Origin of the sequence: Ralstonia sp. 24A2, assembly GCF_051783885.1 — a bacterium.
Lineage (GTDB): Bacteria > Pseudomonadota > Gammaproteobacteria > Burkholderiales > Burkholderiaceae > Ralstonia.
On sequence record NZ_JBPVZD010000001.1, the window covers coordinates 477,654 to 503,532 of the forward strand.

A 25,879-nucleotide genomic window follows, 5' to 3' on the forward strand; every position below is an offset into this window, starting at 1 on the left:
ATTCGCGAATGCCTGCGCGAAATGACGCCTGTTTGGGCATTGGGGAAAGCCCGTAAAGCGGCGTAGTTACTGTAAAAATCGTTGTTGCGACGCGTATTGCATCCGCAAAAAAAGGGGATACAATTCGCGCGTTTCAAATTGAAACAATCGGCGCAGGGGGAGCGGCCGGGAGGCAGGACGCTCTTCTTGCTCTTGCGAGATCTAGGAGATCACTCATGCAAATCAAGTTTGCCAAAGTTCTGCCGCTTGCGGCTGCCGTGGCACTCGTAGCAGCTTGCGGTAAGAACGAGGAAAAGCCCGCAGACCAAGCTGCTGCACCTGCAGCAACGTCGGCTCCGGCCGCTGCTGCTGGCGGCGGCGAGACCGTCGTCAAGATCGGTCACGCGGCTCCGCTCACGGGCGGTATTGCTCACCTTGGCAAAGACAACGAAAACGGTGCACGCCTGGCCGTTGAAGAAGCCAACAAGGAAGGCCTGACCATCGACGGCAAGAAGATCAAGCTGGAACTGGTCGGTGAAGACGATGCGGGCGACCCGAAGACCGGCACCGCCGTGGCGCAGAAGCTGGTTGACGAGAAGGTTGTTGCCGTCGTCGGCCACCTGAACTCGGGCGTTTCGATCCCGGCTTCCAAGATCTACAGCGATGCAGGCATCGTGCAGATCTCGCCGTCGTCGACGAACCCCGACTACACCAAGCAAGGCTTCAAGACGACCTACCGCGTGGTTGCAACTGACGCGCAGCAAGGTCCGGCACTGGCGAACTACGCCGCCAAGACCCTGGGCGCCAAGACCGTGGCCATCGTTGACGATGCCACCGCCTACGGTAAGGGCCTGGCCGACGAGTTCGAGAAGACCGCGAAGGCGGACGGCGTAAGCGTTGTGGCACGTGAAGCCACCAACGACAAGGCCACCGACTTCAAGGCCATTCTGACCAAGATCAAGGGCAAGAAGCCGGACGTGATCATGTACGGCGGCATGGATGCCACCGGCGGTCCGTTCGCCAAGCAAGCCAAGGAACTTGGCATCACCGCCAAGATCGTCGGCGGCGATGGCGTGTGTACCGACAAGGTTGCTGAACTGGCTGGCGACGCCATCGACAACATCGTCTGCTCGGAAGCAGGCTTGGCGCTGTCGAAGATGGAAAAGGGCGCGGACTTCGACAAGAAGTACCAAGACCGTTTCCACACGCCGGTGCAGATCTACGCACCGTTCACGTATGACGCTGTCAACGTGATCATCGACGCGATGAAGCGCGCCAACTCGACCGATGCGGCCAAGATCCTGGCTGCCATGCCGGCAACCAACTACAACGGCGTGATCGGCAACATCTCGTTTGACGAGAAGGGTGACCTGAAGCAAGGCTCCATCACCCTGTACAACTACAAGGACAAGAAGAAGACCGTCCTTGACGTTGTGAAGATGTAATCAGTAATCGAAGGGCGATTCTCATTACGATTTGCCCTTAAAAACGGCACCGCGCATACCCTTGCGGTGCCGTTTTTTATAGCCTAGCCAGTCATACAAGGCCCTCACCATGGGCGCGTTCGGCAGGCCGCTTACCAGCAACCTCACCTTACCCATCCGATTGATCGCATACCTTGCGGGCGCGCCATCCCGTCGCCTACAACAAAGCAAGGCATAGCAGGAGCTGTTCTCATGGATATCTTTATCCAGCAGATCGTGAACGGCCTGGTGCTCGGCAGCATTTACGCGCTGATCGCACTTGGCTACACCATGGTCTACGGTATTCTCGGCATCATCAACTTCGCCCACGGCGATGTCCTGATGGTCGGTGCAATGTCCGCGCTGACCGCCATCAACTTCCTCCAGAAGTACTTCCCCAATCTGCCTGACTGGCTCACGCTCGTCATTGCGCTGCTGTTTGCAATGCCGGTCTGTGCCATCGTGGCGTACACCATCGAACGGGTTGCCTACCGGCCGCTGCGCAATGCGCCGCGTCTGGCGCCGCTGATCACCGCCATCGGCGTGTCGATCGTGCTGCAGACCCTGGCGATGATGATCTGGTCGCGTAACCCGCTGACCTTCCCGCAGCTGCTGCCTTCGAGCCCGATTGATATCGGCTCCACGGGCGCGACCATCACCGGCAAGGAAATCGTCATCATCGTGGTGGCTATCCTGGTGATGATCGGGCTGATCCTGCTGGTCAACCGGACCAAGCTCGGCCGCGCCATGCGCGCTACCGCCGAGAACCAGCGTGTGGCAGGCCTGATGGGCGTCAACCCGAACTTCGTGATCTCCGCCACGTTCATGATCGGTGCTGCCCTGGCAGCCGTCGCGGGCGTGATGATGGCGACCAACTACGGCAATGCCCACTTCTACATGGGCTTCATCCCTGGCCTGAAGGCGTTTACCGCCGCAGTGCTGGGCGGCATCGGCAACCTGGCAGGCGCCATGGTGGGCGGCATGCTGCTGGGCCTGATCGAGGCTTTGGGTGCCGGCTATATCGGGGACTTGACTGGCGGTGTGTTCGGTTCGAACTACCAGGATGTGTTCGCGTTCATCGTGCTGATTGGCGTGCTGCTGTTCCGCCCGTCCGGCATCATGGGCGAACGCGTTGCGGACCGCGCATAAGAAGGGGAGCGCCATGACAGAAAATTTCAAAGCGCCGATGAAGACGCGCGCCGCGCTGTACGGCTTCCTGATCCTTGCGATCTTCGCGCCGTTCATCGTGGGTGCTGCAGGTGGCAACTACTGGGTGCGCGTGCTGGACTTCGCACTGCTATACATCATGCTGGCCCTGGGCCTGAACATCGTGGTGGGCTTTGCCGGCCTGCTCGACTTGGGTTACATCGCGTTCTACGCGGTGGGCGCCTACATGATGGCGCTGCTGGGCTCGCCGCACCTTTCCAATCAGTTCGAGTGGATCCACAACCTGTTCCCGAATGGGCTGCACCTCATCGTCTGGTGGGTGATTCCGCTGGGTGCTGGGCTGGCGGCATTGTTCGGCATCTTGCTGGGCACGCCAGTGCTGAAGCTGCGCGGTGACTACCTCGCCATCGTGACGCTGGGCTTTGGTGAAATCATCCGGATCTTCATGAACAACCTCGACCGTCCGGTGAACATCACCAACGGTCCGAAGGGCATCAACCTGATCGAGCCGGTCAAGATCTTCGGGTTCGACTTCTCGAAGCGCCATGACTTCTTCGGCATCCGCTTCGACTCGGTCTACATGTACTACTACCTGTTCGTGCTCCTGGCAGCGATCATCATCATCGTGTGCCTGCGGTTGCAGAACTCGCGTATCGGTCGTGCATGGGTGGCGCTGCGTGAAGACGAAATCGCTGCCAAGGCGATGGGCATCAACACGCGCAACATCAAGCTGCTGGCCTTTGCGATGGGTGCGTCGTTCGGTGGTGTGTCGGGGGCGATGTTCGCGTCGTTCCAGGGCTTCGTGTCGCCGGAATCGTTCGTGCTGTGGGAGTCGATCTACATCCTGGCGATCGTGGTGCTGGGCGGCATGGGCCATATCCCGGGCGTGATCCTGGGCGGCATCCTGCTGGTGGGTTTCCAAGAGCTGCTGCGTGCGCTGGCTGAGCCGGTGCAGAACAAGCTATTTGGTCATGTGATCGTTGAAGCGGAAGTGCTTCGTCAGTTGCTGTTCGGCCTGGCGATGGTGGTGGTGATGCTGTATCGCCCGTCGGGCCTGTGGCCCTCGCCGCGCAAGGAAGACCGTCCGCAAAAGCAGCGGGCTGGTGGACTGTCCCGTATCTGATGGAGGCACGCACATGAGCAATAACAACGTCCTCCTCTCGATCCGAGGAGTGCAGAAGCGTTTCGGTGGCCTGCAAGCGCTGTCCGACGTGAGCCTGGAAATTCGCGAAGGCGAAATCTACGGTCTGATCGGTCCGAACGGCGCCGGCAAGACCACGTTCTTCAACGTCATCACGGGCCTGTACACGCCCGACGCCGGCGAGTTCGTGTTGGGCGGTACGCCCTACCAGCCGACCGCCGTGCACGAGGTGGCCAAGGCCGGTATCGCCCGTACGTTCCAGAACATCCGCCTGTTCGGCGACATGACTGCGGCGGAAAACGTCATGGTCGGCCGCCACGTGCGCACCAAGGCTGGCCTGATCGGCGCAGTGTTCCGCACCAAGTCCGCACGTGAGGAAGAAGCCTCCATCGAAGACTGGGCGCATGACCTGCTGGACTACGTCGGCATCGGCAAGTACGCCAACTACACGGCGCGCAACCTGTCGTACGGTCACCAGCGTCGTCTGGAGATCGCGCGCGCCCTGGCTACGCAGCCCAAGCTGCTGGCCCTGGACGAACCGGCTGCCGGCATGAACGCCACGGAAAAGGTGGAACTCCGTGGCTTGCTCGACAAGATCCGTTCCGACGGCAAAACCATCCTGCTGATCGAACACGACGTGAAGCTGGTGATGGGTCTGTGCAACCGCCTGACCGTGCTGGACTACGGTAAGGTGATCGCACAAGGCCTGCCGCACGAAGTACAAAGCAACCCGGCCGTGATCGAGGCCTACCTCGGCGCGTCAGCGCACTGACGCAGAGGAACGGAATATGAAACCAGTAATGTTGAAGATCGACAGCCTGAAGGTCGCTTACGGCGGCATCCAGGCAGTCAAGGGCGTGGATCTGGAGATTCGCGAAGGTGAGCTGGTCACGCTGATCGGTGCCAACGGCGCCGGCAAGACGACCACCATGAAGGCCATCACCGGCCTGCAGGGCTGGGCCGCTGGTGACGTGCAGTATCTGGGCAAGTCCATCAAGGGCGTACCGAGCTACAACCTGCTCAAGCAGGGTCTGGCGATGGTGCCGGAAGGCCGCGGCGTGTTCGCGCGCATGACCATCGTCGAGAACCTGCAGATGGGCGCCTTCACGCGCGACGACGATGCCCAGATCAAGGCCGACATCGACCGCATGTTCGGCATCTTCCCGCGCCTGAAGGAGCGTGCAAACCAGCTGGCCGGCACGATGTCGGGCGGCGAGCAGCAGATGCTGGCCATGGCGCGCGCGCTGATGAGCCAACCAAAGCTGCTGCTGCTGGACGAACCGTCGATGGGTCTCTCGCCGATCATGGTGGAGAAGATCTTCGAGGTGGTGCGTGACATCTCGGCGCAAGGCGTGACCGTGCTGCTCGTCGAGCAGAACGCGCGCCTGGCACTGCAGGCAGCGCACCGCGGCTACGTGATGGACTCCGGTCTCATTACCATGAGCGGCGATGCCAAGCAGATGCTGGATGATCCGAAGGTACGTGCCGCCTACCTGGGCGAATAAGTACCTCGCAGTACCATGAGAAAGCCCCGCAACTGCGGGGCTTTTTCTTTGGCGTGTGCCCGGCGTTTCAGGCGGCTGCCGTCTTGTAGATGTTCGGCCGATGCAGTTGCATGAAGCCGATCCCTTCCGGCACGTCGGTAAAGCCATGCTTGCGGTAGAGCCAGTCGGCGCCCGTGGTGACCAGCACCGTGCGGCGTAGGGTCTGCAGTTCGGGGTGCTCACGTAGGAAATCCATCAGCGAGTGCGAGACACCCTTGCCGCGCCACTCGGGCAGCACGAACACGTCGCACAGATAGGCGAACGTCGCGCGGTCGGTGATGGCGCGTGCGAAGCCTACGAGCTCACCGTGCGTGCCGTTATCGTTCAGGGAGTAGGCAGCGAAGCACAGCGAATTGGCGATCGATCGGTCGAACACTTCGCGCGGCAGACCGCGGGCCCAATGCGTTTCCTGCGAGAGGAAACCGTAGATCTCGTCCAGCGGGAGCCACGCAGGATCGTCGGACAAAACGATCCCCGTGGCCGGAACAACATGCGTTGCGGCCATGGCAAACCTCGAATGGGAAACAGCGGTGGAGCGATGAAGGGCGACGCATTGCACGCCGCCCTGGGTGATGCGTCTAGCTTTAAGCGTGCGCCTTGAGCAGCGTGCGGAGCATGCCGATCATCGTGTCGATTTCTTCGGTCGTCACGTTCAGCGCCGGCATGAAGCGCAGGATGTTCGGACGCGGCGCATTGAGCAGCAGGCCCGTCGGGTTCATCTCGCGTGCGGATTCGACCAGTTGGCCGCCGATGTCCTTGCCGAGCAGCAGGGCGCGCAGCAGACCGTTGCCGCGCTCGCCAGCCAGGCCGAATTCTTCCGACAGCTGCAGCAGTTGCTTGCGCAGGTAGGCGCCGCGCTCCTCAACACCGGCCAGGAAGCCCGGGGCGAGCAGTTGTTCGATCACCGAGCAACCGACGGCCGTCATCAGCGGGTTGCCGTTGTAGGTGCCGCCCTGGTCGCCGGCTTCGAAGCTGGCCACTTCATCCGTGCACAGCAGCGCCGACAGCGGCACGCCACCGCCGATGCCCTTGCCCAGCGTCATGATGTCCGGCTCGATGTTCGAGAGCTGATAGGCGAAGAGGGTGCCGCAGCGGCCGCAGCCCGCCTGCACTTCATCGACGATCAGCAGGATCTTGTGCTTCTTGGTCAGCGCGCGCAGTTGCTGCATGAACTCCGGCGTGGCCGGCAGCACGCCGCCTTCACCCTGCACCGGTTCGAGCATCACGCCGACGGTCTCGTCGGTGATGAGCGCTTCCACCGATGCGATGTCATTCAGGATCGCCTTCGGGAAACCCGGCACCTGCGGTGCGAAGATGGTGTCCCAGCCGGCCTTGCCCGATGCACTCATGGTGGCGAGCGTACGGCCATGGAAGCTGTGGTCGAACGTGATGATCTGGAAGGCGCCGTTCTTATGCTTCTTGCCCCACTTGCGCGCGAGCTTGATGGCGCCTTCGTTGGCTTCGGCGCCGCTGTTGGCGAAGAACACCTTGTCGAAGCAGCTGTGCGCGGTCAGCAGGCCGGCCAGCTTGGCCATCGGCTCGTTGTAGAAGGCCGGGCTCGGGTTGATGAGCTTTTTGGCCTGCGCGTTGAGCGCTTCGATCATGCCGTCGTTCGAATGGCCGAGGCAGTTGACCGCCCAGCCTTGCACGAAGTCCAGGTATCGCTTGCCGTTGTGATCCGTCAGCCACGAGCCCTTGCCTTCGGTGAAGACGATTTCGGGCCGGTTGGTGATGTACATCAGGGACTGGACGGGGTAGTCAGCAAACGCCATGGCAGTGCTCCAGAAAAAGGCGGCAGGAAGATGAAAACGTGGAAAAACGCGAGTTGGAAAAAGACAAAGGCCACGGGGTGAGCCCGTGGCCTTGTGATCGTCGAATCCTGTGAACCCGATATGCAATCAGCAGACAGCCGCGCGGCTTCCCGGAGGGAGCAACGTACGGCGGCGTCGGAGGTGCAGGGCGTGGTTCATAAGGCGCAAGAATAAGACGGATGCCAAGTCAAGTCAAAACGAAATTTCGACGGTCTTTGGATTTGTGCAACGTTAGCCCGCCGGGTGCAGGTCTGCCTCCGAGGTGAACGAATCGGCGAAGAACGCGTCCGGATGCATCTTGCACTGGGCAGCGAAGTCCGCGCGGGCCGAGTTGATCACCACCGGCGCGCCGCAGGCGTACACCTCGTGGTTGGACAGATCTGGGTGGTCGGCCATCACCGCCTGGTGGACGAAGCCGGTGCGGCCCGTCCAGGCGTCTTCGGGCAGGGCGTTGGAGACGACCGGCACGTACGTGAAGCCGGGGATCGTGCGCGCCCATTCCTCGGCCTTGGCATGCATGTACAGATCTTGCGGGCGACGGCCGCCCCAGTACAGCGTCATCGGGCGCGTGCTGCCGATGAACTGGGCATGCTCGACGATGGCCTTGATGGGTGCGAAACCGGTGCCGGAGGCCAGCAGGATGATCGGCTTGTCGGATTCTTCACGCAGGAAGAAGCTGCCGAGCGGGCCTTCGAAGCGCAGGATGTCGCGTTCCTTCATGGCCGGCGCGCCTTCCTTGGCGCCGAAGACGTAATCGGTGAATGCGCCGCCCGGCATGTGGCGGATGTGCAGCTCGATCGGGCCTTCTTCGTGCGGCGGGTTGGCAATCGAGTAGCTGCGGCGCTTGCCGTCGCGCAGGATGAATTCCACGTACTGCCCGGCCAGAAATTGCATACGCTCGGTGGCAGGCAGTTGCAGCTTGACGATGGTGACGTCCGGCGCGGCCTTTTCCAGCGATGCCACACGGCACGGGATCTTCTTGATGGGCACGTCGCCGGCGCCTTGCACTTCGCGCACTTCAATGGTGACGTCGGTGGCGGGGGTGGCGCAGCAGAACAGCGCGCGGCCTTCAGTGGCTTCCTGGGCGGAGAGCGCATTGGGCGAATGATTGCCCTGCACGATGGAGCCTTCGCGCACGTGGCCCTTGCACGAGCCGCATGCGCCGTTCTTGCAGCCGTACGGCAGGCCGATGCCCTGGCGCAGCGCTGCTGCAAGGATGGTCTCGCCGTCTTCGGCCTGGAACTGGCGGCCGCTGGGCAGCACGTTGATCTGGTAAGCCATACTACAATCCGAATATGTTGAAAAGAGTGTCTGGTCGCCTTGCTGCGGCACGTCCAATCATGACCCCGGCAAGAGCCCGGCCACCGAAATCCATGTCCCGCCTGGGGGCACCAAGCGTGCTCATCGTCGGCTGCGGCGATGTCGGCCAGCGTTGCCTGACAATGTTGCGCACGCGTTTTCGCGTCTTTGCCGTCACCTCACGTCAGGATGGCTGCGCACCGTTGCGCGAAGCCGGCGCCGTGCCGGTCCTGGCCAACCTGGACGATGCCGCATCGCTGCGACGCTTGCGAGGCTTGAGCCCCCGCGTGCTGCACCTGGCACCGCCACCGTCCACTGGTGATGACGACCCGCGTACCGCCGCGCTGCTGCATGCATTGGCCCGTCCAGGTCAACTGCCCCGAGGCACAAAACAACGCATTTTACCCGACCGGGCGCGCCGGTTTGGTGGCTTGACAGGCCGCTTGAAAACCCGCCTCCAAGCGCGGTCGTTCGTGTATGCCAGCACCAGCGGCGTCTATGGTGATGCGGCCGGCGCGTGGGTGGACGAATCTCGCCCGGTCAACCCGGCTACCGCGCGTGCCCAGCGTCGTGTGGCGGCGGAGCGCCGGGTGCGCTGGTTTGGTGTGGGCGGCGGCTGGCGCACGTCGATCCTGCGCATTCCCGGCATCTATGCCGCCGACCGCCTGCCGGTGGCGCGCCTGCAGCGCGGCACGCCTGCTCTGCGCGCAGAAGACGATGTCTACACCAACCATATCCATGCCGACGACTTGGCGCGCGCGTTGATCGCAGCGTTGGTGCGCGGCCGTGCGCAGCGTGTCGTACACGCGAGCGATGCCTCCGAGTTGCGCATGGGTGATTACTTCGATGCCGTGGCCGATGCGCGCGGCTTGCAGCGGCCGCCGCGCATCTCCCGGGCCGAAGCCGTTGCGCAGATCGAGCCGTCGCTGCTGTCCTTCATGAGCGAATCGCGCCGGCTGCGCAATGCGCGCCTGACGCACGAACTGCGTGTGGCACTGCGCTATCCGACCGTGGCCGACTTCCTGCAAGGTGAGGCCTGACATGGCTGAGCCCGCGCCCACATCAACACCCGCACCGGCTTCGCCCACCGAGCGCAAGCGCATGGTGCGCGTTGCACTTGTGCTGGCGGGCTTGGCAGTGGGTGTGGTGCTGTGCTGGTTTGCCGCCAACATGGTGGCCGATGCAATGGGCGCGCGCGATGTGCAACAGATGGTGGATGCACGCCGCCAACTGGCTGCGCAGGTGGCCGAGGGCATGTCAAACCAGATCACTGCCGACGTGGCGCTGCTGCGCGCCGTTCCGCAGACGCTCGCGCAGATCAAAGCCATCCCGCGTGCCGTGGACCGCGTCGACACGCGACGCTGGAACCTGATGGACCAGGGCTCGCGCGCGAAGGAGGCGTTGACGCATCCGGAGGTTGTGGATACCAGCGCCTTCCTGAGCACCGCCGCGGGGAATCTCGGGCTGGACTACGTGTGGGTCGTCGACCAGCGCGGCTACGTGGTGCTGGCCAACAACGCCGGCCACGCCGAATCGTTCCTCGGCGTGCAGTCGGCCATGCAGCCCTATATGAAAGAGGCGATGCTAGGCGGGCTGGGCGAGCAGTTCACCGTGGGGATGGTGACTGCCGTGCCGGGCCTGTTCTTCGCGGCGCCGGTGTATGACGACGCGGGTTACCTCGTGGCGGCGATGGCCACCAAGGTGAGCCTCACGCGCCTGCAGCACTGGGTGTCGCATCCGACCTCGCTGCTGACCGATCCAAACGGGCTCATCATCCTGTCGACCGATGCATCGTTGGTGGGCAAGATCTTGCCGGACTCGCACCTGCAGCACATGAGTGCCAGCGAGCGCTACAACGCGTATCAGCGTGTCGATTTTGATGCTTGGCCATATCACCCGAACGGATCGATGACGCAGTCGCGCCGTGACGTGCCCAATTGGGTGCCGGTGGAGGTGCGCAATGCCTTGACCTGGCGAGATGGCGTGGCCACACCTTCGCTGACCGTGTCGCGCAACGCCAGCGCGGACCTCACGATCGTGGTGGCCGAGCCGCTGCCGGCGTGGTCTCAGCAGATGGCCAACCATGACCGCAATCGCGTGATCGGTTTCGTGCTGTTCGTGAGCGTGCTGTTGAGCTTCGTTCTGGTGGCGTGGTCACTGGTGCGCGAGCGGCAGCACCACCGCCTCACGCGCCACCTGAACCAGCGGCTGCAGCGTACCAACAGCGCGCTCGCCAACGAGGCGCACTTTGATCACCTGACGGGTGTGCTGACGCGGCGCCGCTTCCTTGCGCTGTTCGATACGGTGCTCACGCGGGCCCACAACCGTGGTGAACCACTCGTGCTGGTGCTGGCCGATCTGGATCATTTCAAACGCATCAACGATACATGGGGCCACGCGGTGGGCGATATGGCGCTGCAGCGCTTTGCCTCGCTGGCGACCAGTGCCCTGCGCAGCAGCGATCTCGTTGGCCGCCTTGGGGGCGAGGAGTTCGCCATCGTGATGGGCCGCACCACGATGGAGGAGGCCACCGAAGTGGCCGAGCGCCTGCGTACCGCTGTGGCCGAGCCCGATGAGAGCTTCCCCACCGGCCTGACCATGACCGTCAGCATGGGCATGACGAGCCACCGTGCCAGCGACACGGCATCGGAGATGCTCAAGCGCGCCGATCTGGCGCTGTACCGCGCCAAGGAGAGCGGGCGCAACCGGCACATTGCGGGTTAAACAGGTTAAGACGGCATAACACAACGCGGCGGGCGGCTTCCTATACTCGGCCGACGCGCCAGATGGCGCGTGTCGATCGTGCTTCGGAGGAAATTTTGTCGAATCGCTTGTCCGTATTGGCGGTGCTGCCGCTGTTGGGTGCCACCGCGCTGGCGCATGCTGCCGATATCAAAGGGTCCAAGGACCATCCGGCGCTGGGGCGCTTTGCCGGCGCGACGATCGCCGCCTACAAGGTGACGAGCTTCGATGAGGCCGTCTTGCCCAACGCCCCTATCGAGGACGACCACAACCCGAAGGTGCTCAAGACCGAGGGCAAGATCACCTACATCAGCTACCGGATTCCTGGCGACAAGAGCGCGCTGGAGATTACGCGCAACTACGAGCAGGCATTGGCCAAATCGGAGTTCAAGGTGTTGTTCCAGTGTGCGAACGATGCCTGCGGAAGCCGATTTGGCGGCTACGTGCACAACGCGAACAAGGTCGCCCCGACGGGGTTTGGTGACGCATCGTTCGGCCCACCCCATCGCGCGATTCTGGCGCAGCGTGCCAACGCGCAGGGCACCACCACGGTGTTCCTGCACGTGATGGAAGCAAGCACTTCAGGCAATGGTGGTGCGTATGTCTACGAGCAGGTGGTCGACGGGCAGGCCATGCAGACGGGGCAAGTGCGGTTGTTGGACGCGCCAGCCCTGCAGAAGGCTCTGCAGAGCGATGGCAAGGTCGCGCTGTACGGCGTCTATTTCGACACAGACAAGGCGACGCTCAAGCCGGAATCCAAGGCACAGCTCGACCAGATGGCGCAATTGCTGAAGACGGCGCCCGCGCTGAAGGTATTCATCGTCGGGCACACCGACAACCAGGGGCAGTTTGCGCACAACCAGGAGTTGTCGCAGCAGCGTGCGGATGCGGTGGCGAAGGCGCTGTCTTCGCAGTACGGGATCGCGGCGGGGCGCTTGTCGGGCAAGGGTGTGGCGTCGCTGGCACCTGTCGCCAGCAACGACGCCGAGCCCGGACGCGCAAGGAACCGGCGCGTCGAGCTCGTCCTGCAGTAAGTCTCAATGCATCAACGTGGCGCCCGGCCGGCACGCCGGCGCCGCAGCTCCAGCTGGGTGCGCGCGCCTGACAGCGGCGCGCGGCGGAAGCGCTCACGGCGCTGCTCTTCATCAAAGAACGCCAGCGACGGTTTGACCAGATCGCTGCGCGACACGATACCCACCAGCCTGCGCGATTGCGAGTCGGCCACCACGGGCAACCGCTCCAAGCCATGCACGGCCAGGCGCGTGGCGATGATGCGGCAGGTTTCATCTGGCAGCGCCATCACGGGTGCGTTGGCACCGAACAGTTCGGCAATTGTGGTTGCGCCGCGTTGCTGGCCAGCCAGCAGGGCGTCGCGGTCGAGCGTGCCAACCAGCGCACCGTCGCGCACGACAGGAAATGCGCGATGCGCCTGTGTAGTGCCAAAGCGTGCGGTCAGTACGTCCGTGATGGAGGCCGTGGCCTCGATGGTCTGCACCGATCGTGTCATCACCTCGCCCACGGCGTGGCGCTCGAGCGGGTCGACGGCGTATTCCCGGTAGATATGGAAGCCGCGGCGCGCGATCTTCTCGGTCATGATCGAGCGAGGCATGGTTAGCACGACAAAGCCATAGGACACCGCCACCGCCAGCAGGATCGGCAGCAGCGCATTCACATCGTGCGTGAGCCCGAACGCGAAGACGATGGCCGTGAGCGGGGCGCCCAGCACGCCGGCCAGCATGGCCGCCATGCACACGAGCGGCCACAGGCCCGGATCGCCGCCCGGCAGCACGGGGCCGATCAGCACACCGAGGCCCGCGCCCATCATCAGCAGCGGGGCGAGCACACCGCCTGAGGTGCCCGAGCCCAGGGCAATCACCCAGATGATGGCCTTGACCACCAGCAACGCCAGCGCCACCTTGATGGCCAGATGGTTGTGCAGCAGATCGCCGATGACGTCGTAGCCGACACCCAGCGCGCGCGGCTCGAAGTACCCGCCAATGCCGACTGCCAGACCGCCGATGGCCGGCCACCACATCCAGTGGATCGGCAGGCGGCCGAACAGATCTTCCGTCTTGTAGAGCGCCATCGACAGCGAGCGCGCCAGCGCGCCGCACAGCAGCCCCGCGACCACGCACGAGCCCAGCGCGGGCAGCGTCGCCGGAGCTGTCTCCAGTGGGAAGAGGGGGCCGGGCTCCAGCACCAGTACGCGCAGGAAGCCCGCCACCGCGCACGCTACCGCCACCGGCAGCATGCTGCGTGGGCGCCATTCGAACAGCAGCAGTTCCACCGCCAGCAGCAGCGCGGCCACCGGTGTGCCGAACACCGCTGTCATGCCCGCCGTGGCACCTGCTACCAGCAGCGTTTTGCGCTCGGCGGCGGTCAGCTTGAAGAACTGTGCGAACAGCGAGCCGAGTGCGCCGCCGGTCATGATGATCGGGCCCTCCGCGCCGAACGGCCCGCCGCTGCCGATCACGATGCCCGACGACAGCGGCTTGAGCACCGCCACCTTGGGCGACATCTTGCTCTTGCCGAAGAGAATAGCTTCGATGGCCTCGGGAATACCATGGCCGCGAATCTTCTCCGAGCCGAAGCGTGCCATCAGCCCGACGATCAGCCCGCCGATGACCGGCACCACGATCCCCCGCAGCCCCAGCGTGTTGGCTGCCGGCGAATGGTCGGCCAGCGACAGCGTCTGGAAGAAGAACAGGTTGGTGAAGAAGCGGATCAGGTTGAGCAGCGCCACCGCCGCCAACGTGGCGAAGGCGGCAATGACGACCGCCAGCGTGGTGGTGCGAAAGAGCGTCGTGTCGGTCGCGAAATCACGCCGATGGTCAAGGGCTTGCATGACGTGACTGCTCGACTGAGTGTTGTTCGACGGGTTGTTCAAGGTAGGGAATCTTGAAGGCGCGGCTGAAGATGGACAGCTCGCTCTGGTGCAGTGCCGCCAGCAGTGCGACCAGGTGGTCGCCCTTCTTGCTGAGGTGGACTTCCACCTGGCGGGCGTCGGCTTCGCTCGGGCGGCGTTCGACCAGGCCTGCTTCTTCGCAGCGGGTGACCAGTGCCACCGTGCCGTGCGGCGAGGCCTGCAGGCGTTCAGCCAGCTCACCCACGGTCGCCCATTCGCGTCCGGCATAGCCCTTGATGTGCAGCAGCAGCTGATATTGCAGCGGCGTGATCCCCTCGGACTGGATCAGGTCTTCAGACGCACGCAGGAAGCGGCGCAGGTGATAGCGGAAATCGGACAGGGTCTCGAAATCCTGCTTGGACAGGGGGCGTGGGGTGGAGGGCGACATGGTATGGCAGTACGTTTCTGGTGGAATGTATCACAATATGACATATATGGAAGAGGTGATCGATAGCCGAATTGCAACGTGCCGGTCAAGGCGATGCCGCTGGCGGTGGCTGCCGGGGTCCCTCGATTGTTGATTGGGAATCAAGTGTCTTTCTTGTCAAACCGGGTTTATGCGCACAGGTAAAGCCAGCACACTGCGCTCCATTCCTACTGCACTGAACGGTCATGCCGCTGGTGTGGTGGCTTCAGGAGATCACCAACATGCACGCATCAACCCTCCCACCGTTTGCCGGCAAGGCGTTCGAAGTCCGTTACGGCGGCCTCACGGCTACCAACGCGTATGCCGAGGACGGCATCCATATGCGCTACGAGATCACCGAAGGGCCGTTTGCCGGTGCCCGCGGCGAGGTTGCCTATACGTGGCAGCCGGTGGCCAACGGCATCTACGCGATTTCGTGGCAAGAAGCCGACCGCTCGACGGTGGTCCACATTGACGACTTTGGCGCGGGCACCTCGCGCTCGTTCTTCACGACAGCGTCTCTGGAGCTGCACCGCCTGGAAGGCGACCTGCGCGCGCTTTGAGCCGGTCACGATCATGTCTACTTCACTCGACAAACTGACACGCGGCGGCTTCAGCATCGGTATCGAGCTGCCGCTCGACAACGATTGGTCCCCTGCAGGCGAAGCCAAACGCCAGCAGGATGGACGCCGCCCCGGCGTGCCAGACATGGAGCACCACGCAACCCTGGTGCAACTGGCGGATACGCTCGGCTTCCGTGCCCTCTGGGTGCGGGACGTGCCGGTGTACGATCCCGCGTTCGGCGATGCCGCGCAGGTGTTCGAGGCGTTTTCGTATCTCGGCTACCTTGCGGGCACCACCCGCGACATCCTGCTCGGTACGGCGGCCATCGTGCTGCCGCTGCGCGAGCCGCTGTTGACGCTGAAGTCCGCCGCGACGGTGCAAGAACTCAGCCGCGGCCGTTTGCTGCTCGGCGTGGCAAGCGGTGATCGGCCGGTCGAATATCCGCTGTTCAACCGCGACTTCGAATCGCGTGGCGCACGCTTCCGCGACCAGATCGCGATGCTGCGCGACGGCGCCCAAGGCAATCTGCCCGCCGGCGTGGAAGTCCTGCCGACCCTGCGTACGCCGTTCCCGTTGCTGGTCGCGGGCCTCGCACAGCAGACACCGGCCTGGATTGGTGTGCACATGGATGGCTGCCTTGCCTATCCGGGCACGCCGGTAGACCACGCACAGCGCGCCGCCGCGTGGCGTGCCGTGGCGGGTGACAAGCCGTATGTGAGCTTCATCCACCTCGATCTTGCCGACGATCCGTACATGCCGCTGCAGCGCCACCGCTTTGGCGCACGCGCTGGCCGTATCGCCCTGGCTGAAGAACTGGCGGCGATGCGTGACGCGGGTGTGCAGCATATCGGGCTGCATTTCCGCCGCAATCGTCGCCCGCTTGCTGAAACGTTTGCGGAAATCGCTGCAGAAGTTCTGCCGATCTTCCATACCCATACCCCTGTACTGGAGCACGCAGCATGAACCCAACCACTCCTTCCGCCGAGCACGCACGCAGCAGCGCAACGCTGCCGCTGCTCGCGCTTGCCGCCGGAGCCTTTGGCATCGGCACTACCGAGTTCTCGCCGATGGGCCTGTTGCCCGTGATTGCCGACGGCGTGCATGTGTCGATTCCGCAGGCCGGCATGCTGATCAGCGCCTACGCCATCGGCGTGATGGTTGGCGCGCCGGTGATGACGCTGCTGCTCGCGCGCTGGCCCCGCCGCAAGGCGCTGATTGCGCTCATGAGCATTTTCACCATCGGCAATCTGCTGTCGGCCGTCGCGCCGGATTACACGACGCTGCTGCTCGCACGACTCGTCACCAGCCTCAACCATGGCGCGTTCTTCGGCCTCGGTTCAGTGGTGGCGGCGAGCCTCGTGCCGCGCGAGAAGCAGGCCAGTGCCGTGGCGACCATGTTCATGGGCCTGACGATTGCCAACGTGGGTGGCGTGCCAGCCGCGACATGGCTGGGTCAGATGATCGGCTGGCGCATGTCGTTTGCCGCCACGGCAAGCCTGGGCGTGATTGCCATCGCTGGCTTGTTCGCCGCCCTGCCCAAGGGTGAGGCCGGCAAGATGCCCAATCTGCGTGCTGAACTCGCGGTGCTCACGCGCCCGGTTGTGCTCGGTGCGCTTCTCACCACGGTGCTTGGCGCGGGTGCGATGTTCACGCTCTACACGTACGTCGCTCCGACACTCACCCAACTGACCAGCGCCGCGCCTGCTTTCGTGACGGCAATGCTGGTGCTGATTGGCATTGGTTTCTCGATTGGCAATATCGCAGGCGGCCGCCTGGCGGATCGCTCGCTTGATGGCAGCCTGATCGGCTTCCTTGTGCTGCTGATCGTGACGATGCTCGCTTTCCCGGCGCTAGCCAAAACCCATGTGGGTGCGGCTGCCGCGCTGCTGGTGTGGGGCATTGCGACCTTCGCCGTGGTGCCGCCGTTGCAGATGCGCGTGATGCGCGCTGCGGCCGAGGCCCCCGGGCTGGCGTCGTCGGTCAACGTAGGTGCGTTCAACCTTGGCAACGCGCTGGGTGCGGCGGCCGGTGGTGCGGCCATCTCAGCAGGTTTCGGTTATGCAGCGGTGCCGATCGTCGGCGCGGTGATCGCGGCGGCAGGCCTTGCACTGGTGGGCCTGCACGTGGTGCAGCGCCGGACGCGCCTGGCCATGAACCCCTGATTCGATGCCATCCATTCCATCCTTGATACCTCTCCTTTGGAGCACAAGATGAACAGCATTCCTGCCTTCGGCCTCGGCACCTTCCGCCTGAAGGGCCAAGTTGTCATCGACTCGGTCCGCAATGGTCTCGAGCTCGGCTACCGCGCCATCGACACCGCGCAGATCTACGGTAATGAAGCCGACGTGGGCGAGGCGATTGCCGACGCGAACGTCCGCCGTGAAGACCTGTTCCTGACCACCAAGATCTGGGTCGACAACTACGCGAAGGGCAAGCTCGTGCCGAGCCTCGAAGACAGCCTCGCCAAGCTGCGCACGGATTACGTCGACCTCACGCTGATCCACTGGCCCGCGCCCAACAACGGTGTGTCGCTGGAGGCGTTCATGACCGCGCTGGCCGATGCCAAGGTCAAGGGGCTGACCCGCCAGATCGGCATCTCGAACTTCAATATCGAGCTGACGCAGCAGGCGATTGCGGCCGTCGGCAAAGACGCCATCGCCACCAACCAGATCGAGCTGAGCCCGTATCTGCAGAACCGCAAGCTCGTGGATTTCCTGCAGCGCGAAGGCATTCATGTCACCTCGTACATGACGCTGGCGTATGGCAAGGTGCTGGGTGATCCAGTGATCGGCGCGATCGCGCAGCGGCATGAAGCAACGCCGGCACAAGTCGTGCTCGCCTGGGCGATGCAGCTCGGCTACTCGGTGATCCCGTCGTCGACCAAGCGCGAGAACCTGGCGAGCAACCTGCGCGCGCAAACGCTGCGTCTGACGGACGACGACATGGCGCAGATTGCCGCGCTTGAACGCAATGGCCGCGAGGTGTCGCCCGAGGGGCTCGCAGCGCAGTGGGACTGAGCCACGCATTGCTGATGCAATAGAAAAGGCCAAGCAACTGCTTGGCCTTTTTCCGTTGAGGTGTACTGCGGCGTTAGATCAGTTTCGCCTGGACCTTCTCGATGGCCTTCAATGCGCAGGCTTCATCCAGATGGCCGCCGGGCGCGCCACCCACGCCGACGGCACCGATCACCTCGTCGCCAGCCTTGATGGGAACACCGCCACCCAGCACCAGGAAGCCGTCAATCGCCGTCAGTTGTGCCAGCGCCGGATTCTTCTGGATGTTCTCCGCCATCTTGGTGGTGGGCGTGCGTGTCGACAGTGCTGTGAAGGCCTTGCGACGCGATGCATCGACCGTATGCAACCCGGCGTTGTCTGCGCGCAGGACAGCACGCGGCACACCCGTGCGATCCAGTACGGTAACGGCCACGTTGTAGCGGTCTGCTGCGCAGGCTTGAACGGCCTGCTGGGCGATCTCGGCGGCCACGCTCATGGGCAGGTTCTTCTCCTGCAGTGCTTGCGCGGATGCGGTGCCAGCCAACGTTGCCAGGGTGATTGCCGCCAGAGCGGAAGCAGAACGAATGATCATGAAAACTCCTGAAGGGATTCACTGAAGTGCAGGCCCAAGCCGATACCCGGCCTGGGAAGGAGCCGCCCGTGGTTTCTCAAGGCATGTCCGTCGGGGCCAATGCGATCAACCGCGGCGGGGCCGATTGATGACTCCAGTGTGTGACAGGCTGTGACGCAGGAAAATGAGAATCGTCCGATCTTGCTGACCGGCCCTGGTGCTTTCCTAGTCGCGACTGCACGGCGCAGCTGCGCCTTGTGCAGTGTTTGTGGCGGTCGATTCGGGTGCCGATACGGTACCGCCACAGTAGGGGCATCGCGGCGGATCGACTTCTGTTGCTGGTTTCTGTGATCGATTGCGTTCCAGCGCTGTCGCTACGAGTTCTGCCCCCATGATGCCGGTCGGGAACGCGATGATGCCGTAGCCGAGCAGGATCGCGCATGACGTGATGAGGCGGCCGAGCGGTGTTTGCGGTGTGAGGTCGCCGTAGCCGGTGGTGCTCATCGTGACCGCTGCCCAGTACACGCCCACGGGGATGCTCGTAATGCCGTTCTCCGGCCCTTCCACCAGATAGATCACCGTGCCCAGGATGACCGTGAGCACGAACATGCCGCCGATGAAGACGAAGATCTTGCGGCGTGCACGGGTGAGGGCGCGCATCAGCGCCTGCCCTTCTTCTTGATAGATCGACAACCCGAGAATGCGGAACACGCGCAGCAGCCGCAGCAGGCGCACGTCAATCAGCGCATGCAGGCTGGGGAAGAAGAACGCGAGATACGTCGGCAGCACGGAGACGAGATCCACGATGCCGAAGAAGCTGCGCGCGTAGGCCGCAGGCTTGGGGGCGGTGAGCAGGCGGAACAGATATTCCGCCGTGAACAGCAGCGTGAACGCCCACTCGGTCACATACAACGCCTGGCCGTATTGCGCGTGAAACTCCTTCACGCTATCGGCCATGACGACGAGCACGCTGGCTACGATCAGCCCCAGCACCACGATATCGAGGTTGCGCTGAAACCGCGCCGGGCTGACGGCATCGCTTGCGGCGTGGCGCACGATGCTCACGAGTTTTCGGATCGATGTCTTCATGCGCCCGACTGTAGAAGGCACAAGTCGTAACGCATATCAGAATTGACTGATTTGACGGTACCCCGCCGCGTCAACAGGCCCTAGGGCTGGAGGCGATGCTCCACCACGTCTTTCAGGCGGGCGGCGGTGATCTCACCCATGTGCGAGTCGACCAGCTTGCCCTGCGCATCGAAGAACAGCGTGGTCGGCAGCCCGCGCGAGCCGAAGGTCTGCATGGCTTCGGACAGCGGGTCCAGCAGCACCTGGTTGAACGTCAGCCCCTGTTGTGCGAGGAACTGTTGCACCGTGGGTGCCTGCTCGCCCTCGTTGACCATCAGGATGGCGACGCCTGGGTAGTCGGACTGCGCCTGGGCGAGGATCGGCATCTCGCGCCGGCACGGCGGGCACCAGCTGGCCCACAGGTTCAGGACAACGGGTTTGCCGATGGGTTTGTCGAACGACACGGCGGCGCCGTCCATGCCTTCAAGCTGCAACGCAGAGAGCGACGGCGTTGCACGTTGAAGCGTCGCCAGGGTGCCTTGCGCAGCCGCCCACGCCAGCATGCCGGCAGCAATGCCCATCAAGGCTGGCCGGCGCAGTGCGCGTGCATGGCGCGATTTCCAGAGCACGAATACAACGGCAGCCGGCAGCCCGATCCACCAGTCGAACCCGCCGTCACCGATCGCGATGATGGACCTGGGCACGGCAGCATATTCCGGCCACCAGCGTGCGACATAGCCGATGCGCGCGGCAATCAGGCCAGCGAACAGGGCATCGAGCAGGAGGTTGGCCGCCGGTTTGCGCGGCTCGCCGCGCTGCATGGACCGTGCAACGAGCCACGCAATCAGGGCTGCCAGCACCACGACAATCACGTGCACTGAGAACGGGCCAACACTCATCATGAGGAATCTGCGGTCAAGATAGGCAATGAGACGCTAGACAACGGCCGACACGGGGAGTTCGGCGCGTGCACTTGCGACATCTTGTGGATGCTGCGGCGGGCAACGTCCAAAGAAAAAGCCGCTCCGGAGAGCGGCTTCGACAACTGGGCACAGGGCCCGTCGCCATGTCAGTCGTCCAGCAGCGACAGGTCGCGCACGGCACCCTTGTCGGCCGACATGACCAGCTTGGCATACGCCTTGAGCGCAGCCGATACCTTGCGCGGACGCGCCTTGGCGGGCTTCCAACCCTTGGCGTTTTGCTCTTCGCGGCGACGCGCCAGTTCTTCGTCGCTCACCAGCACGTTGATCGTGCGGTTGGGGATGTCGATGCGGATCTTGTCGCCATCGCGCACGAGGCCGATGGCGCCACCCGCCGCCGCTTCCGGCGAGCAGTGGCCGATCGACAGGCCCGACGTGCCGCCCGAGAAGCGGCCGTCGGTCAGCAGCGCACAGGCTTTGCCTAGGCCCTTGGACTTGATATAGCTCGTCGGGTAGAGCATTTCCTGCATGCCGGGGCCGCCCTTCGGGCCTTCGTAGCGCACGATCACCACGTCGCCGGCCTTGACCTTGTCGGCGAGGATATTCTCGACCGCTTCGTCCTGCGATTCGGTCACGTGGGCGGTGCCTTCGAACACGAGAATGCTGTCGTCCACACCGGCGGTCTTCACCACGCAACCATCCAGCGCGATGTTGCCCGTCAGCACGGCCAGGCCGCCTTCCTTCGAGAACGCGTGCTCGTTCGAGCGGATGCAGCCTTCGGCGCGGTCCAGGTCCAGGCTCGGCCAGCGCGTGTTCTGGCTGAACGCCACTTGCGTGGGGATGCCCGCCGGGCCAGCGCGATAGAACGTCTGCACGGCTTCGTCCGACGTGCGGACGATGTCCCACTGGTTCAGCGCGTCCTTCATCGTGGGGGCGTGCACAGTGGGCGTATCGGTGTGCAGCTTGCCGGCGCGGTCCAGCTCGCCCAGGATGGCCATGATGCCGCCGGCGCGATGCACGTCTTCGATGTGGTACTTATTCGTGTTCGGCGCCACCTTGCAGAGCTGCGGCACGACGCGCGAGAGGCGGTCGATGTCGGCCATCGTGAAGTCGATCTCGGCTTCCTGTGCGATCGCCAGCAAGTGCAGGATCGTGTTGGTCGAGCCGCCCATGGCGATGTCGAGCGTCATCGCGTTCTCGAACGCCTTGAAGCCGACCGAGCGCGGCAGCACGCGCTCGTCTTCCTGCTCGTAGTACTGGCGGGCCAGTTCGACGATGCGGTGGCCGGCGCGCTTGAAGAGCTGCTCGCGGTCTGCGTGCGTGGCGACCACGGTGCCGTTGCCCGGCAGCGAGAGGCCCAGCGCCTCGGTCAGGCAGTTCATCGAGTTGGCCGTGAACATGCCCGAGCACGAACCGCACGTGGGGCACGCCGAGCGCTCGACTTCCGCCACTTCCGCATCGCTGTACTTGCTGTCAGCGGCGATCACCATAGCGTCGATCAGGTCGAGCTTCTTGATCTCGATGGCCTTGGTGACGGGGTTGGCCAGCTTGGTCTTGCCGGCTTCCATCGGGCCGCCCGACACGAAGATCACCGGGATGTTCAGGCGCATGGCGGCCATCAGCATGCCCGGGGTGATCTTGTCGCAGTTGGAGATGCACACCATGGCATCCGCACAGTGCGCGTTGACCATGTATTCGACCGAGTCAGCAATGATGTCGCGGCTGGGCAGCGAATACAGCATGCCGTCGTGGCCCATCGCGATGCCGTCGTCCACGGCGATCGTGTTGAATTCCTTGGCTACACCGCCCGCGGCTTCGATCTCGCGCGCGACGAGCTGGCCCAGATCCTTCAGGTGCACGTGGCCGGGCACGAACTGGGTGAACGAGTTGACGACCGCGATGATCGGCTTCTGGAAGTCTTCGTCTTTCATGCCGGTGGCGCGCCACAGCGAGCGCGCACCTGCCATGTTGCGGCCGGCGGTGGAGGTTTTGGAACGGTATGCGGGCATTGTGGGTACTGAAGAAGGTCGATTGTGGGAGCGGGCCACGCGGATAAAGGCCCTCGCGCGCCCGTGCGATCAACCTCTTGAGCCGTGCCCGGGGCAAAACGCGCATTATCCCACGCCGCGCGGCAGGTGTTGCTAGGCAGCGTATCCGGGCGACGGCGCAATGAGAATGCCACTTCTGTCGGGGCCACCTTAGCGCGGAATGTTGCTGGTTCACTGTTGTGTCAGCGATCCCTCGTTCCTTTTGCCGATGGTTTTCCCCGGCATGGCTTCCTAGCATTTTTGAGAAACCCGTGCGCGCGCCGCTCGGCAGTTCGGCCACGGCGTCAGCGGTCAGGTGGTAGACAGCCACAATCATGAAAGGAGGTGGCCATCATGCTCGAACGTTGGATGCTCGGAACGCTTGTTTGTCTGGGCCTGGTCGCCCCAGCTTCAAGCTGGGCACAGGAGGCGAAGCCTGCCGTGACGCCGCTTGAGTTCATTCATGCGGAGGGCCAGTTCGCGATTCCCGTGCCGCTTTCTCCCGCCGTGCGGGCTGGCAACCTGGTCTTCGTATCGGGCATCCCAGCTTACGACAAGAACGGCAAACTGGCCGTCAATGACTTTCCGGCCCAGATGAAGCAGGTGATGGACAGCATTACGGGCATTCTCAAAGCGGCCGGCGTTGGCTGGAATCGTGTCGTCAAGGTCAACGTCTACATCACACGCCGCGAAGACTTCAAAGAGATGAACCGCATTTACGCCAGCTACTTCCCGGACGGGAAGTTTCCAGCCCGGACCACTGCTGTCACCCCGTTACCGAACCCCGATTTCATGCTTGAGATCGACTGCGTTGCTGTCCGCGAGTAGGGGCGTTGTGACCCGCATCGATGCGGGCAGGACGCTGCGAGCGTTCTGTAACAGGGTCGTGCGCCTACATGATGGCGCTTGGGATGGGGCGGAGATGGACCGCCGAGCAACAAAAAACCCCGCTGGCATCAGGCTCTAGCGGGGTTCGGGGGCTCGCTTGGAGCAAGCAAGTGAGTCCAGAAGGTGGTGCCCGAGGCCGGAATCGAACCGGCACGCCTTGCGGCGGGGGATTTTGAGTCCCCTGCGTCTACCAATTTCACCACTCGGGCAGGTACAGCTGAGCCAGTCATTATGCCAGAAGTCCGGCCAGCCAAACAAGGCACGCCGGGAAGGGCGCAATCAACCCGCTTTTTGCGCGTTCTGCAGCTCCAGCACGCGTAGCAGCGACGCCGTATCGTCATACCCCCAGCCGTTGGCGACCAGCGTGTTGAGCTGCGAGGCCACCAGCTCCATTGCGGGCATTTGCAGACCCAGTTCCTGGGCGATCTCGCGCACGAGGCCGAAATCCTTGTCGTGCAGGCGCGCTTCGATGCCGGCGGCAAAGTTGCGCTCCGCCATCTTCGGCCCTTCCATGTCGAGCATGCGGCTGCCGGCAAAGCCCGGGCCGATGGCGGCCAGCACGCGCGACGGGTCAGTGCCCTGGGCGCGTGCAAACAGCATGGCTTCGGCAATGCCCTGGATGTTGATGACCTGAACGATCTGGTTGCACGCCTTGGCAACCTGGCCCGAGCCATGGCCGCCGATGTAGGTGATGGTGGTGCCCAGCAGTTGCAGCAACGGGCGCACGCGTTCGAGCACCTCGGGCTTGCCGCCCACCATGATCGACAGCGTGGCTTTCTGCGCGCCGCCCGTGCCGCCGGAAACCGGCGCATCCAGGAATTCCAGCCCCGCGGCTTCCAGCTCGGCCGCAATGCGGCGCGTGGCCACGGCGGAGATCGTGCTGTGGTCGATGCACACCGCGCCACGCGGTGCGCCATGGATGACGCCATCCGGCCCCAGCAGCACGCCTTCTACGTCGGCGGTGGAGGTGACGTTGGTGAAGATGACCTCGGCGTCGCGCGCGGCTTCGGCGGGGGTGCTGCATGGCTCGGCGCCGATGGCGCGGGCGTTGTCGGCGGCTTCCGGGCGGCGCACATAAGCGCGCACGGTGTGGCCGGCGGCAATCAGGTGCTGGACCATCGGCGTACCCATGTTGCCGAGGCCGATGAAGGCGAGTCGTGTCATGGCAAATCTCTGCGTGTTGATTTAGCGCGGGCCCGCATACGCGAAGCGGCCGTTCTTGATGATGCCCATCACGCGCGAGCGTTGGTCGAAGCCTTGGTGATCCTGGGCATTCAGGTTCAGCACGCCATTGGGCACGGTCAGGTCGCGTGTGGTTTCCAGCGCATCGCGCAGGGCGGAGCGGAAGGCGGGCGTGCCAGGTTGTGCGCCGGTCTTGAGCGCGCGGGCGGTGGCGTTGTCGAGCAACTGCCAGGCTCCCCAGGCATCGCCCGCGAACTGCGTGACGGAGTTGGTGCCGTACTTGGCTTCGTAGCGATCGGCAAATTCCACGGCCACCTTGCGTACCGGATGGCTGGTCGGCAGCTCACGGGCGACGACCACCGGGCCGGTCGGGAAGAGGGTGCCCTCCACGTCCTTGCCGCCGACCTTCAGGAACTCCGTGCTGGCGATACCGTGCGTCTGATAGATGCGGCCCTTGTAGCCACGCTCGACCAGCGTGCGCTCCGGCAGCGCGGCCGGCGTGCCGGCACCGGCGATCAGGATGGCATCGGGTTTTGCGGCCATCAGCTTGAGCGCCTGGCCGGTGACGCTGGCGTCTGTGCGGGCAAAGCGCTCGTTGGCGACCACCTTCAGCTTGCGCACGTCGGCCAGCTTCGAGAACTCACGCCACCAGCTCTCGCCATAGGCATCGGTAAAGCCAATAAAGCCTACCGTGTGCACGCCGCTGTCGGCCATGTGCTGTGTGACGAGCGTCGCCATCTGCGAGTCGTTCTGCGGCATCTTGAAGGCCCAGCGGCGCTTGGCGTCCTGCGGCTCGACGATGGAGGCGGATGCGGCCAGCGTCACCATCGGGGTTTGCCCCTCGGCCACGGCATCGAGCGACGCCAGTGCAGTCGGCACAATCGTCGGGCCGACGATCACGTCCACCTTGTCTTCGGCGATCAGCTTGCGCACGTTGCGCACCGCCATCGATGGGTCGGACGCATCATCCAGGATGATGACCTGTGCGCGCTGGCCGCCAATGGTCGCGGGCCACATCTGCACGGTGTTCTTGCTGGGGATGCCGATGGCCGCAGCCGGGCCGGTGGTCGACAGCACCACCCCCACGCGGATGTCGGCTTGGGCGGGGAGGGCCGTCATGGCAAGGGCGGCGGCACTCGCAAAGAGCGCCATGCCGCACAGCAGGCGACGTCGGGTCGTCATGAAATCTCCGGGAAGTTCAGGCCAAGG

Annotated in this window: 24 protein-coding genes and 1 tRNA gene; 13 read left to right on the forward strand and 12 right to left on the reverse strand. The window is 63.9% G+C overall.

The features are described 5' to 3' along the window. Positions 1-215 precede the first annotated feature (215 nt). The 5 genes from ACS13N_RS02210 (at position 216) to ACS13N_RS02230 (ending at position 5,255) form a co-directional block, all read left to right on the forward strand. On the forward strand, positions 216-1,424 hold the full coding sequence (locus ACS13N_RS02210) for a branched-chain amino acid ABC transporter substrate-binding protein (protein ID WP_438930152.1): 1,209 nt from the start codon (positions 216-218) through the stop codon (positions 1,422-1,424). 231 nt (positions 1,425-1,655) lie between these two features. After that, on the forward strand, positions 1,656-2,591 hold the full coding sequence (locus ACS13N_RS02215; RefSeq protein ID WP_048934552.1) for a branched-chain amino acid ABC transporter permease: 936 nt from the start codon (positions 1,656-1,658) through the stop codon (positions 2,589-2,591). A 13-nt stretch (positions 2,592-2,604) separates the two neighbouring features. Further along, on the forward strand, positions 2,605-3,732 hold the full coding sequence (locus ACS13N_RS02220) for an ABC transporter permease subunit (RefSeq protein ID WP_104657092.1): 1,128 nt from the start codon (positions 2,605-2,607) through the stop codon (positions 3,730-3,732). A 13-nt stretch (positions 3,733-3,745) separates the two neighbouring features. Further along, entirely contained in the window at positions 3,746-4,522 is a 777-nt protein-coding gene (locus tag ACS13N_RS02225; RefSeq protein WP_438930153.1) for an ABC transporter ATP-binding protein, read from the forward strand. Positions 4,523-4,538: 16 nt separating this feature from the next. Beyond that, positions 4,539-5,255 carry an ABC transporter ATP-binding protein gene (locus tag ACS13N_RS02230; protein ID WP_438930154.1) on the forward strand — a complete coding sequence of 239 codons (717 nt, stop codon included), beginning with the start codon at positions 4,539-4,541 and terminating at the stop codon, positions 5,253-5,255. A gap of 67 nt (positions 5,256-5,322) precedes the next feature. Here the strand turns inward: ACS13N_RS02230 and ACS13N_RS02235 are convergent, their stop codons facing one another. The 3 genes from ACS13N_RS02235 to ACS13N_RS02245 form a co-directional block, all read right to left on the reverse strand. Further along, positions 5,323-5,799, reverse strand: a complete 477-nt coding sequence (locus tag ACS13N_RS02235) for a GNAT family N-acetyltransferase (RefSeq protein WP_438930155.1) — start codon at positions 5,797-5,799, stop codon at positions 5,323-5,325. Between the two features lie 79 nt (positions 5,800-5,878). Next, positions 5,879-7,066, reverse strand: a complete 1,188-nt coding sequence (locus ACS13N_RS02240; RefSeq protein WP_438930156.1) for an acetylornithine transaminase — start codon at positions 7,064-7,066, stop codon at positions 5,879-5,881. 270 nt (positions 7,067-7,336) lie between these two features. Continuing rightward, entirely contained in the window at positions 7,337-8,386 is a 1,050-nt protein-coding gene (locus tag ACS13N_RS02245) for a CDP-6-deoxy-delta-3,4-glucoseen reductase (protein ID WP_438930157.1), read from the reverse strand. Positions 8,387-8,445: 59 nt separating this feature from the next. On the opposite strand from ACS13N_RS02245, the gene ACS13N_RS02250 reads away from it, so the two are divergent. From ACS13N_RS02250 to ACS13N_RS02260, 3 genes are all read left to right on the forward strand, one after another. Beyond that, positions 8,446-9,444, forward strand: a complete 999-nt coding sequence (locus ACS13N_RS02250) for an NAD-dependent epimerase/dehydratase family protein (RefSeq protein ID WP_438930158.1) — start codon at positions 8,446-8,448, stop codon at positions 9,442-9,444. Position 9,445: 1 nt separating this feature from the next. Then, positions 9,446-11,128: a diguanylate cyclase gene (locus tag ACS13N_RS02255; RefSeq protein WP_438930159.1), complete on the forward strand. Its 1,683-nt coding sequence runs from the start codon at positions 9,446-9,448 to the stop codon at positions 11,126-11,128. 95 nt (positions 11,129-11,223) lie between these two features. Further along, positions 11,224-12,180, forward strand: a complete 957-nt coding sequence (locus tag ACS13N_RS02260) for a DUF4892 domain-containing protein (protein WP_438930160.1) — start codon at positions 11,224-11,226, stop codon at positions 12,178-12,180. 11 nt (positions 12,181-12,191) lie between these two features. Here the strand turns inward: ACS13N_RS02260 and ACS13N_RS02265 are convergent, their stop codons facing one another. Beyond that, positions 12,192-13,991 (reverse strand): chloride channel protein, encoded by a 1,800-nt coding sequence (locus ACS13N_RS02265; RefSeq protein WP_438930161.1) that lies wholly within the window; start codon positions 13,989-13,991, stop codon positions 12,192-12,194. Continuing rightward, positions 13,978-14,439 carry a MarR family winged helix-turn-helix transcriptional regulator gene (locus ACS13N_RS02270; RefSeq protein ID WP_438930162.1) on the reverse strand — a complete coding sequence of 154 codons (462 nt, stop codon included), beginning with the start codon at positions 14,437-14,439 and terminating at the stop codon, positions 13,978-13,980. Before ACS13N_RS02270 ends, ACS13N_RS02265 begins: the two co-directional genes overlap by 14 nt. 260 nt (positions 14,440-14,699) lie before the next feature. Between ACS13N_RS02270 and ACS13N_RS02275 the strand changes: the two genes are divergently transcribed. From ACS13N_RS02275 to dkgB, 4 genes are read left to right on the forward strand one after another with little or no spacing between them, the layout of a single operon-like run. Further along, complete coding sequence (locus ACS13N_RS02275) at positions 14,700-15,020, forward strand: MoaF-related domain-containing protein (RefSeq protein WP_438930163.1); 321 nt, start codon at positions 14,700-14,702, stop codon at positions 15,018-15,020. 13 nt (positions 15,021-15,033) lie between these two features. After that, positions 15,034-15,984 (forward strand): TIGR03571 family LLM class oxidoreductase, encoded by a 951-nt coding sequence (locus tag ACS13N_RS02280; protein ID WP_438930164.1) that lies wholly within the window; start codon positions 15,034-15,036, stop codon positions 15,982-15,984. Continuing rightward, complete coding sequence (locus ACS13N_RS02285; RefSeq protein ID WP_438930165.1) at positions 15,981-17,183, forward strand: MFS transporter; 1,203 nt, start codon at positions 15,981-15,983, stop codon at positions 17,181-17,183. The genes ACS13N_RS02280 and ACS13N_RS02285 overlap by 4 nt, the downstream gene beginning before the upstream one ends. Positions 17,184-17,231: 48 nt before the next feature. After that, positions 17,232-18,038 carry a 2,5-didehydrogluconate reductase DkgB gene (dkgB, locus tag ACS13N_RS02290; RefSeq protein WP_438930166.1) on the forward strand — a complete coding sequence of 269 codons (807 nt, stop codon included), beginning with the start codon at positions 17,232-17,234 and terminating at the stop codon, positions 18,036-18,038. A gap of 73 nt (positions 18,039-18,111) precedes the next feature. On the opposite strand, the gene ACS13N_RS02295 is transcribed toward dkgB, so the two are convergent. The 4 genes from ACS13N_RS02295 to ilvD form a co-directional block, all read right to left on the reverse strand. After that, on the reverse strand, positions 18,112-18,600 hold the full coding sequence (locus ACS13N_RS02295) for a GlcG/HbpS family heme-binding protein (RefSeq protein ID WP_438930594.1): 489 nt from the start codon (positions 18,598-18,600) through the stop codon (positions 18,112-18,114). Positions 18,601-18,810: 210 nt separating this feature from the next. Beyond that, positions 18,811-19,674: an ion transporter gene (locus tag ACS13N_RS02300; protein ID WP_438930167.1), complete on the reverse strand. Its 864-nt coding sequence runs from the start codon at positions 19,672-19,674 to the stop codon at positions 18,811-18,813. 80 nt (positions 19,675-19,754) lie between these two features. Further along, complete coding sequence (locus tag ACS13N_RS02305) at positions 19,755-20,555, reverse strand: prolipoprotein diacylglyceryl transferase family protein (protein ID WP_438930168.1); 801 nt, start codon at positions 20,553-20,555, stop codon at positions 19,755-19,757. Positions 20,556-20,722: 167 nt separating this feature from the next. Continuing rightward, on the reverse strand, positions 20,723-22,582 hold the full coding sequence (gene ilvD / locus ACS13N_RS02310) for a dihydroxy-acid dehydratase (RefSeq protein WP_438930169.1): 1,860 nt from the start codon (positions 22,580-22,582) through the stop codon (positions 20,723-20,725). 372 nt (positions 22,583-22,954) lie between these two features. On the opposite strand from ilvD, the gene ACS13N_RS02315 reads away from it, so the two are divergent. Further along, complete coding sequence (locus ACS13N_RS02315) at positions 22,955-23,428, forward strand: RidA family protein (protein ID WP_438930170.1); 474 nt, start codon at positions 22,955-22,957, stop codon at positions 23,426-23,428. Positions 23,429-23,612: 184 nt separating this feature from the next. Here the strand turns inward: ACS13N_RS02315 and ACS13N_RS02320 are convergent. From ACS13N_RS02320 to ACS13N_RS02330, 3 genes are all read right to left on the reverse strand, one after another. Further along, a tRNA-Leu gene (locus ACS13N_RS02320) sits at positions 23,613-23,697 on the reverse strand. A gap of 70 nt (positions 23,698-23,767) precedes the next feature. Beyond that, a complete protein-coding gene (locus ACS13N_RS02325) occupies positions 23,768-24,652 on the reverse strand; it encodes an NAD(P)-dependent oxidoreductase (protein WP_438930171.1) in 885 nt (294 codons plus the stop codon). Positions 24,653-24,673: 21 nt separating this feature from the next. Then, positions 24,674-25,852: an ABC transporter substrate-binding protein gene (locus tag ACS13N_RS02330; protein ID WP_438930172.1), complete on the reverse strand. Its 1,179-nt coding sequence runs from the start codon at positions 25,850-25,852 to the stop codon at positions 24,674-24,676. Between the last annotated feature and the right edge of the window lie 27 nt (positions 25,853-25,879).

Excerpts from the sequence above, each read along its gene's own strand:
- ACS13N_RS02210 (WP_438930152.1), top strand. The coding sequence starts at position 216 with ATGCAAATCAAGTTTGCCAAAGTTCTGCCGCTTGCGGCTGCCGTGGCA.
- ACS13N_RS02215 (WP_048934552.1), top strand. The coding sequence starts at position 1,656 with ATGGATATCTTTATCCAGCAGATCGTGAACGGCCTGGTGCTCGGCAGC.
- ACS13N_RS02220 (WP_104657092.1), top strand. The coding sequence starts at position 2,605 with ATGACAGAAAATTTCAAAGCGCCGATGAAGACGCGCGCCGCGCTGTAC.
- ACS13N_RS02225 (WP_438930153.1), top strand. The coding sequence starts at position 3,746 with ATGAGCAATAACAACGTCCTCCTCTCGATCCGAGGAGTGCAGAAGCGT.
- ACS13N_RS02230 (WP_438930154.1), top strand. The coding sequence starts at position 4,539 with ATGAAACCAGTAATGTTGAAGATCGACAGCCTGAAGGTCGCTTACGGC.
- ACS13N_RS02235 (WP_438930155.1), bottom strand. The coding sequence starts at position 5,799 with ATGGCCGCAACGCATGTTGTTCCGGCCACGGGGATCGTTTTGTCCGAC.
- ACS13N_RS02240 (WP_438930156.1), bottom strand. The coding sequence starts at position 7,066 with ATGGCGTTTGCTGACTACCCCGTCCAGTCCCTGATGTACATCACCAAC.
- ACS13N_RS02245 (WP_438930157.1), bottom strand. The coding sequence starts at position 8,386 with ATGGCTTACCAGATCAACGTGCTGCCCAGCGGCCGCCAGTTCCAGGCC.
- ACS13N_RS02250 (WP_438930158.1), top strand. The coding sequence starts at position 8,446 with ATGACCCCGGCAAGAGCCCGGCCACCGAAATCCATGTCCCGCCTGGGG.
- ACS13N_RS02255 (WP_438930159.1), top strand. The coding sequence starts at position 9,446 with ATGGCTGAGCCCGCGCCCACATCAACACCCGCACCGGCTTCGCCCACC.
- ACS13N_RS02265 (WP_438930161.1), bottom strand. The coding sequence starts at position 13,991 with ATGCAAGCCCTTGACCATCGGCGTGATTTCGCGACCGACACGACGCTC.
- ACS13N_RS02270 (WP_438930162.1), bottom strand. The coding sequence starts at position 14,439 with ATGTCGCCCTCCACCCCACGCCCCCTGTCCAAGCAGGATTTCGAGACC.
- ACS13N_RS02275 (WP_438930163.1), top strand. The coding sequence starts at position 14,700 with ATGCACGCATCAACCCTCCCACCGTTTGCCGGCAAGGCGTTCGAAGTC.
- ACS13N_RS02280 (WP_438930164.1), top strand. The coding sequence starts at position 15,034 with ATGTCTACTTCACTCGACAAACTGACACGCGGCGGCTTCAGCATCGGT.
- ACS13N_RS02285 (WP_438930165.1), top strand. The coding sequence starts at position 15,981 with ATGAACCCAACCACTCCTTCCGCCGAGCACGCACGCAGCAGCGCAACG.
- dkgB (WP_438930166.1), top strand. The coding sequence starts at position 17,232 with ATGAACAGCATTCCTGCCTTCGGCCTCGGCACCTTCCGCCTGAAGGGC.
- ACS13N_RS02300 (WP_438930167.1), bottom strand. The coding sequence starts at position 19,674 with ATGAAGACATCGATCCGAAAACTCGTGAGCATCGTGCGCCACGCCGCA.
- ACS13N_RS02305 (WP_438930168.1), bottom strand. The coding sequence starts at position 20,555 with ATGATGAGTGTTGGCCCGTTCTCAGTGCACGTGATTGTCGTGGTGCTG.
- ilvD (WP_438930169.1), bottom strand. The coding sequence starts at position 22,582 with ATGCCCGCATACCGTTCCAAAACCTCCACCGCCGGCCGCAACATGGCA.
- ACS13N_RS02315 (WP_438930170.1), top strand. The coding sequence starts at position 22,955 with ATGCTCGAACGTTGGATGCTCGGAACGCTTGTTTGTCTGGGCCTGGTC.
- ACS13N_RS02325 (WP_438930171.1), bottom strand. The coding sequence starts at position 24,652 with ATGACACGACTCGCCTTCATCGGCCTCGGCAACATGGGTACGCCGATG.
- ACS13N_RS02330 (WP_438930172.1), bottom strand. The coding sequence starts at position 25,852 with ATGACGACCCGACGTCGCCTGCTGTGCGGCATGGCGCTCTTTGCGAGT.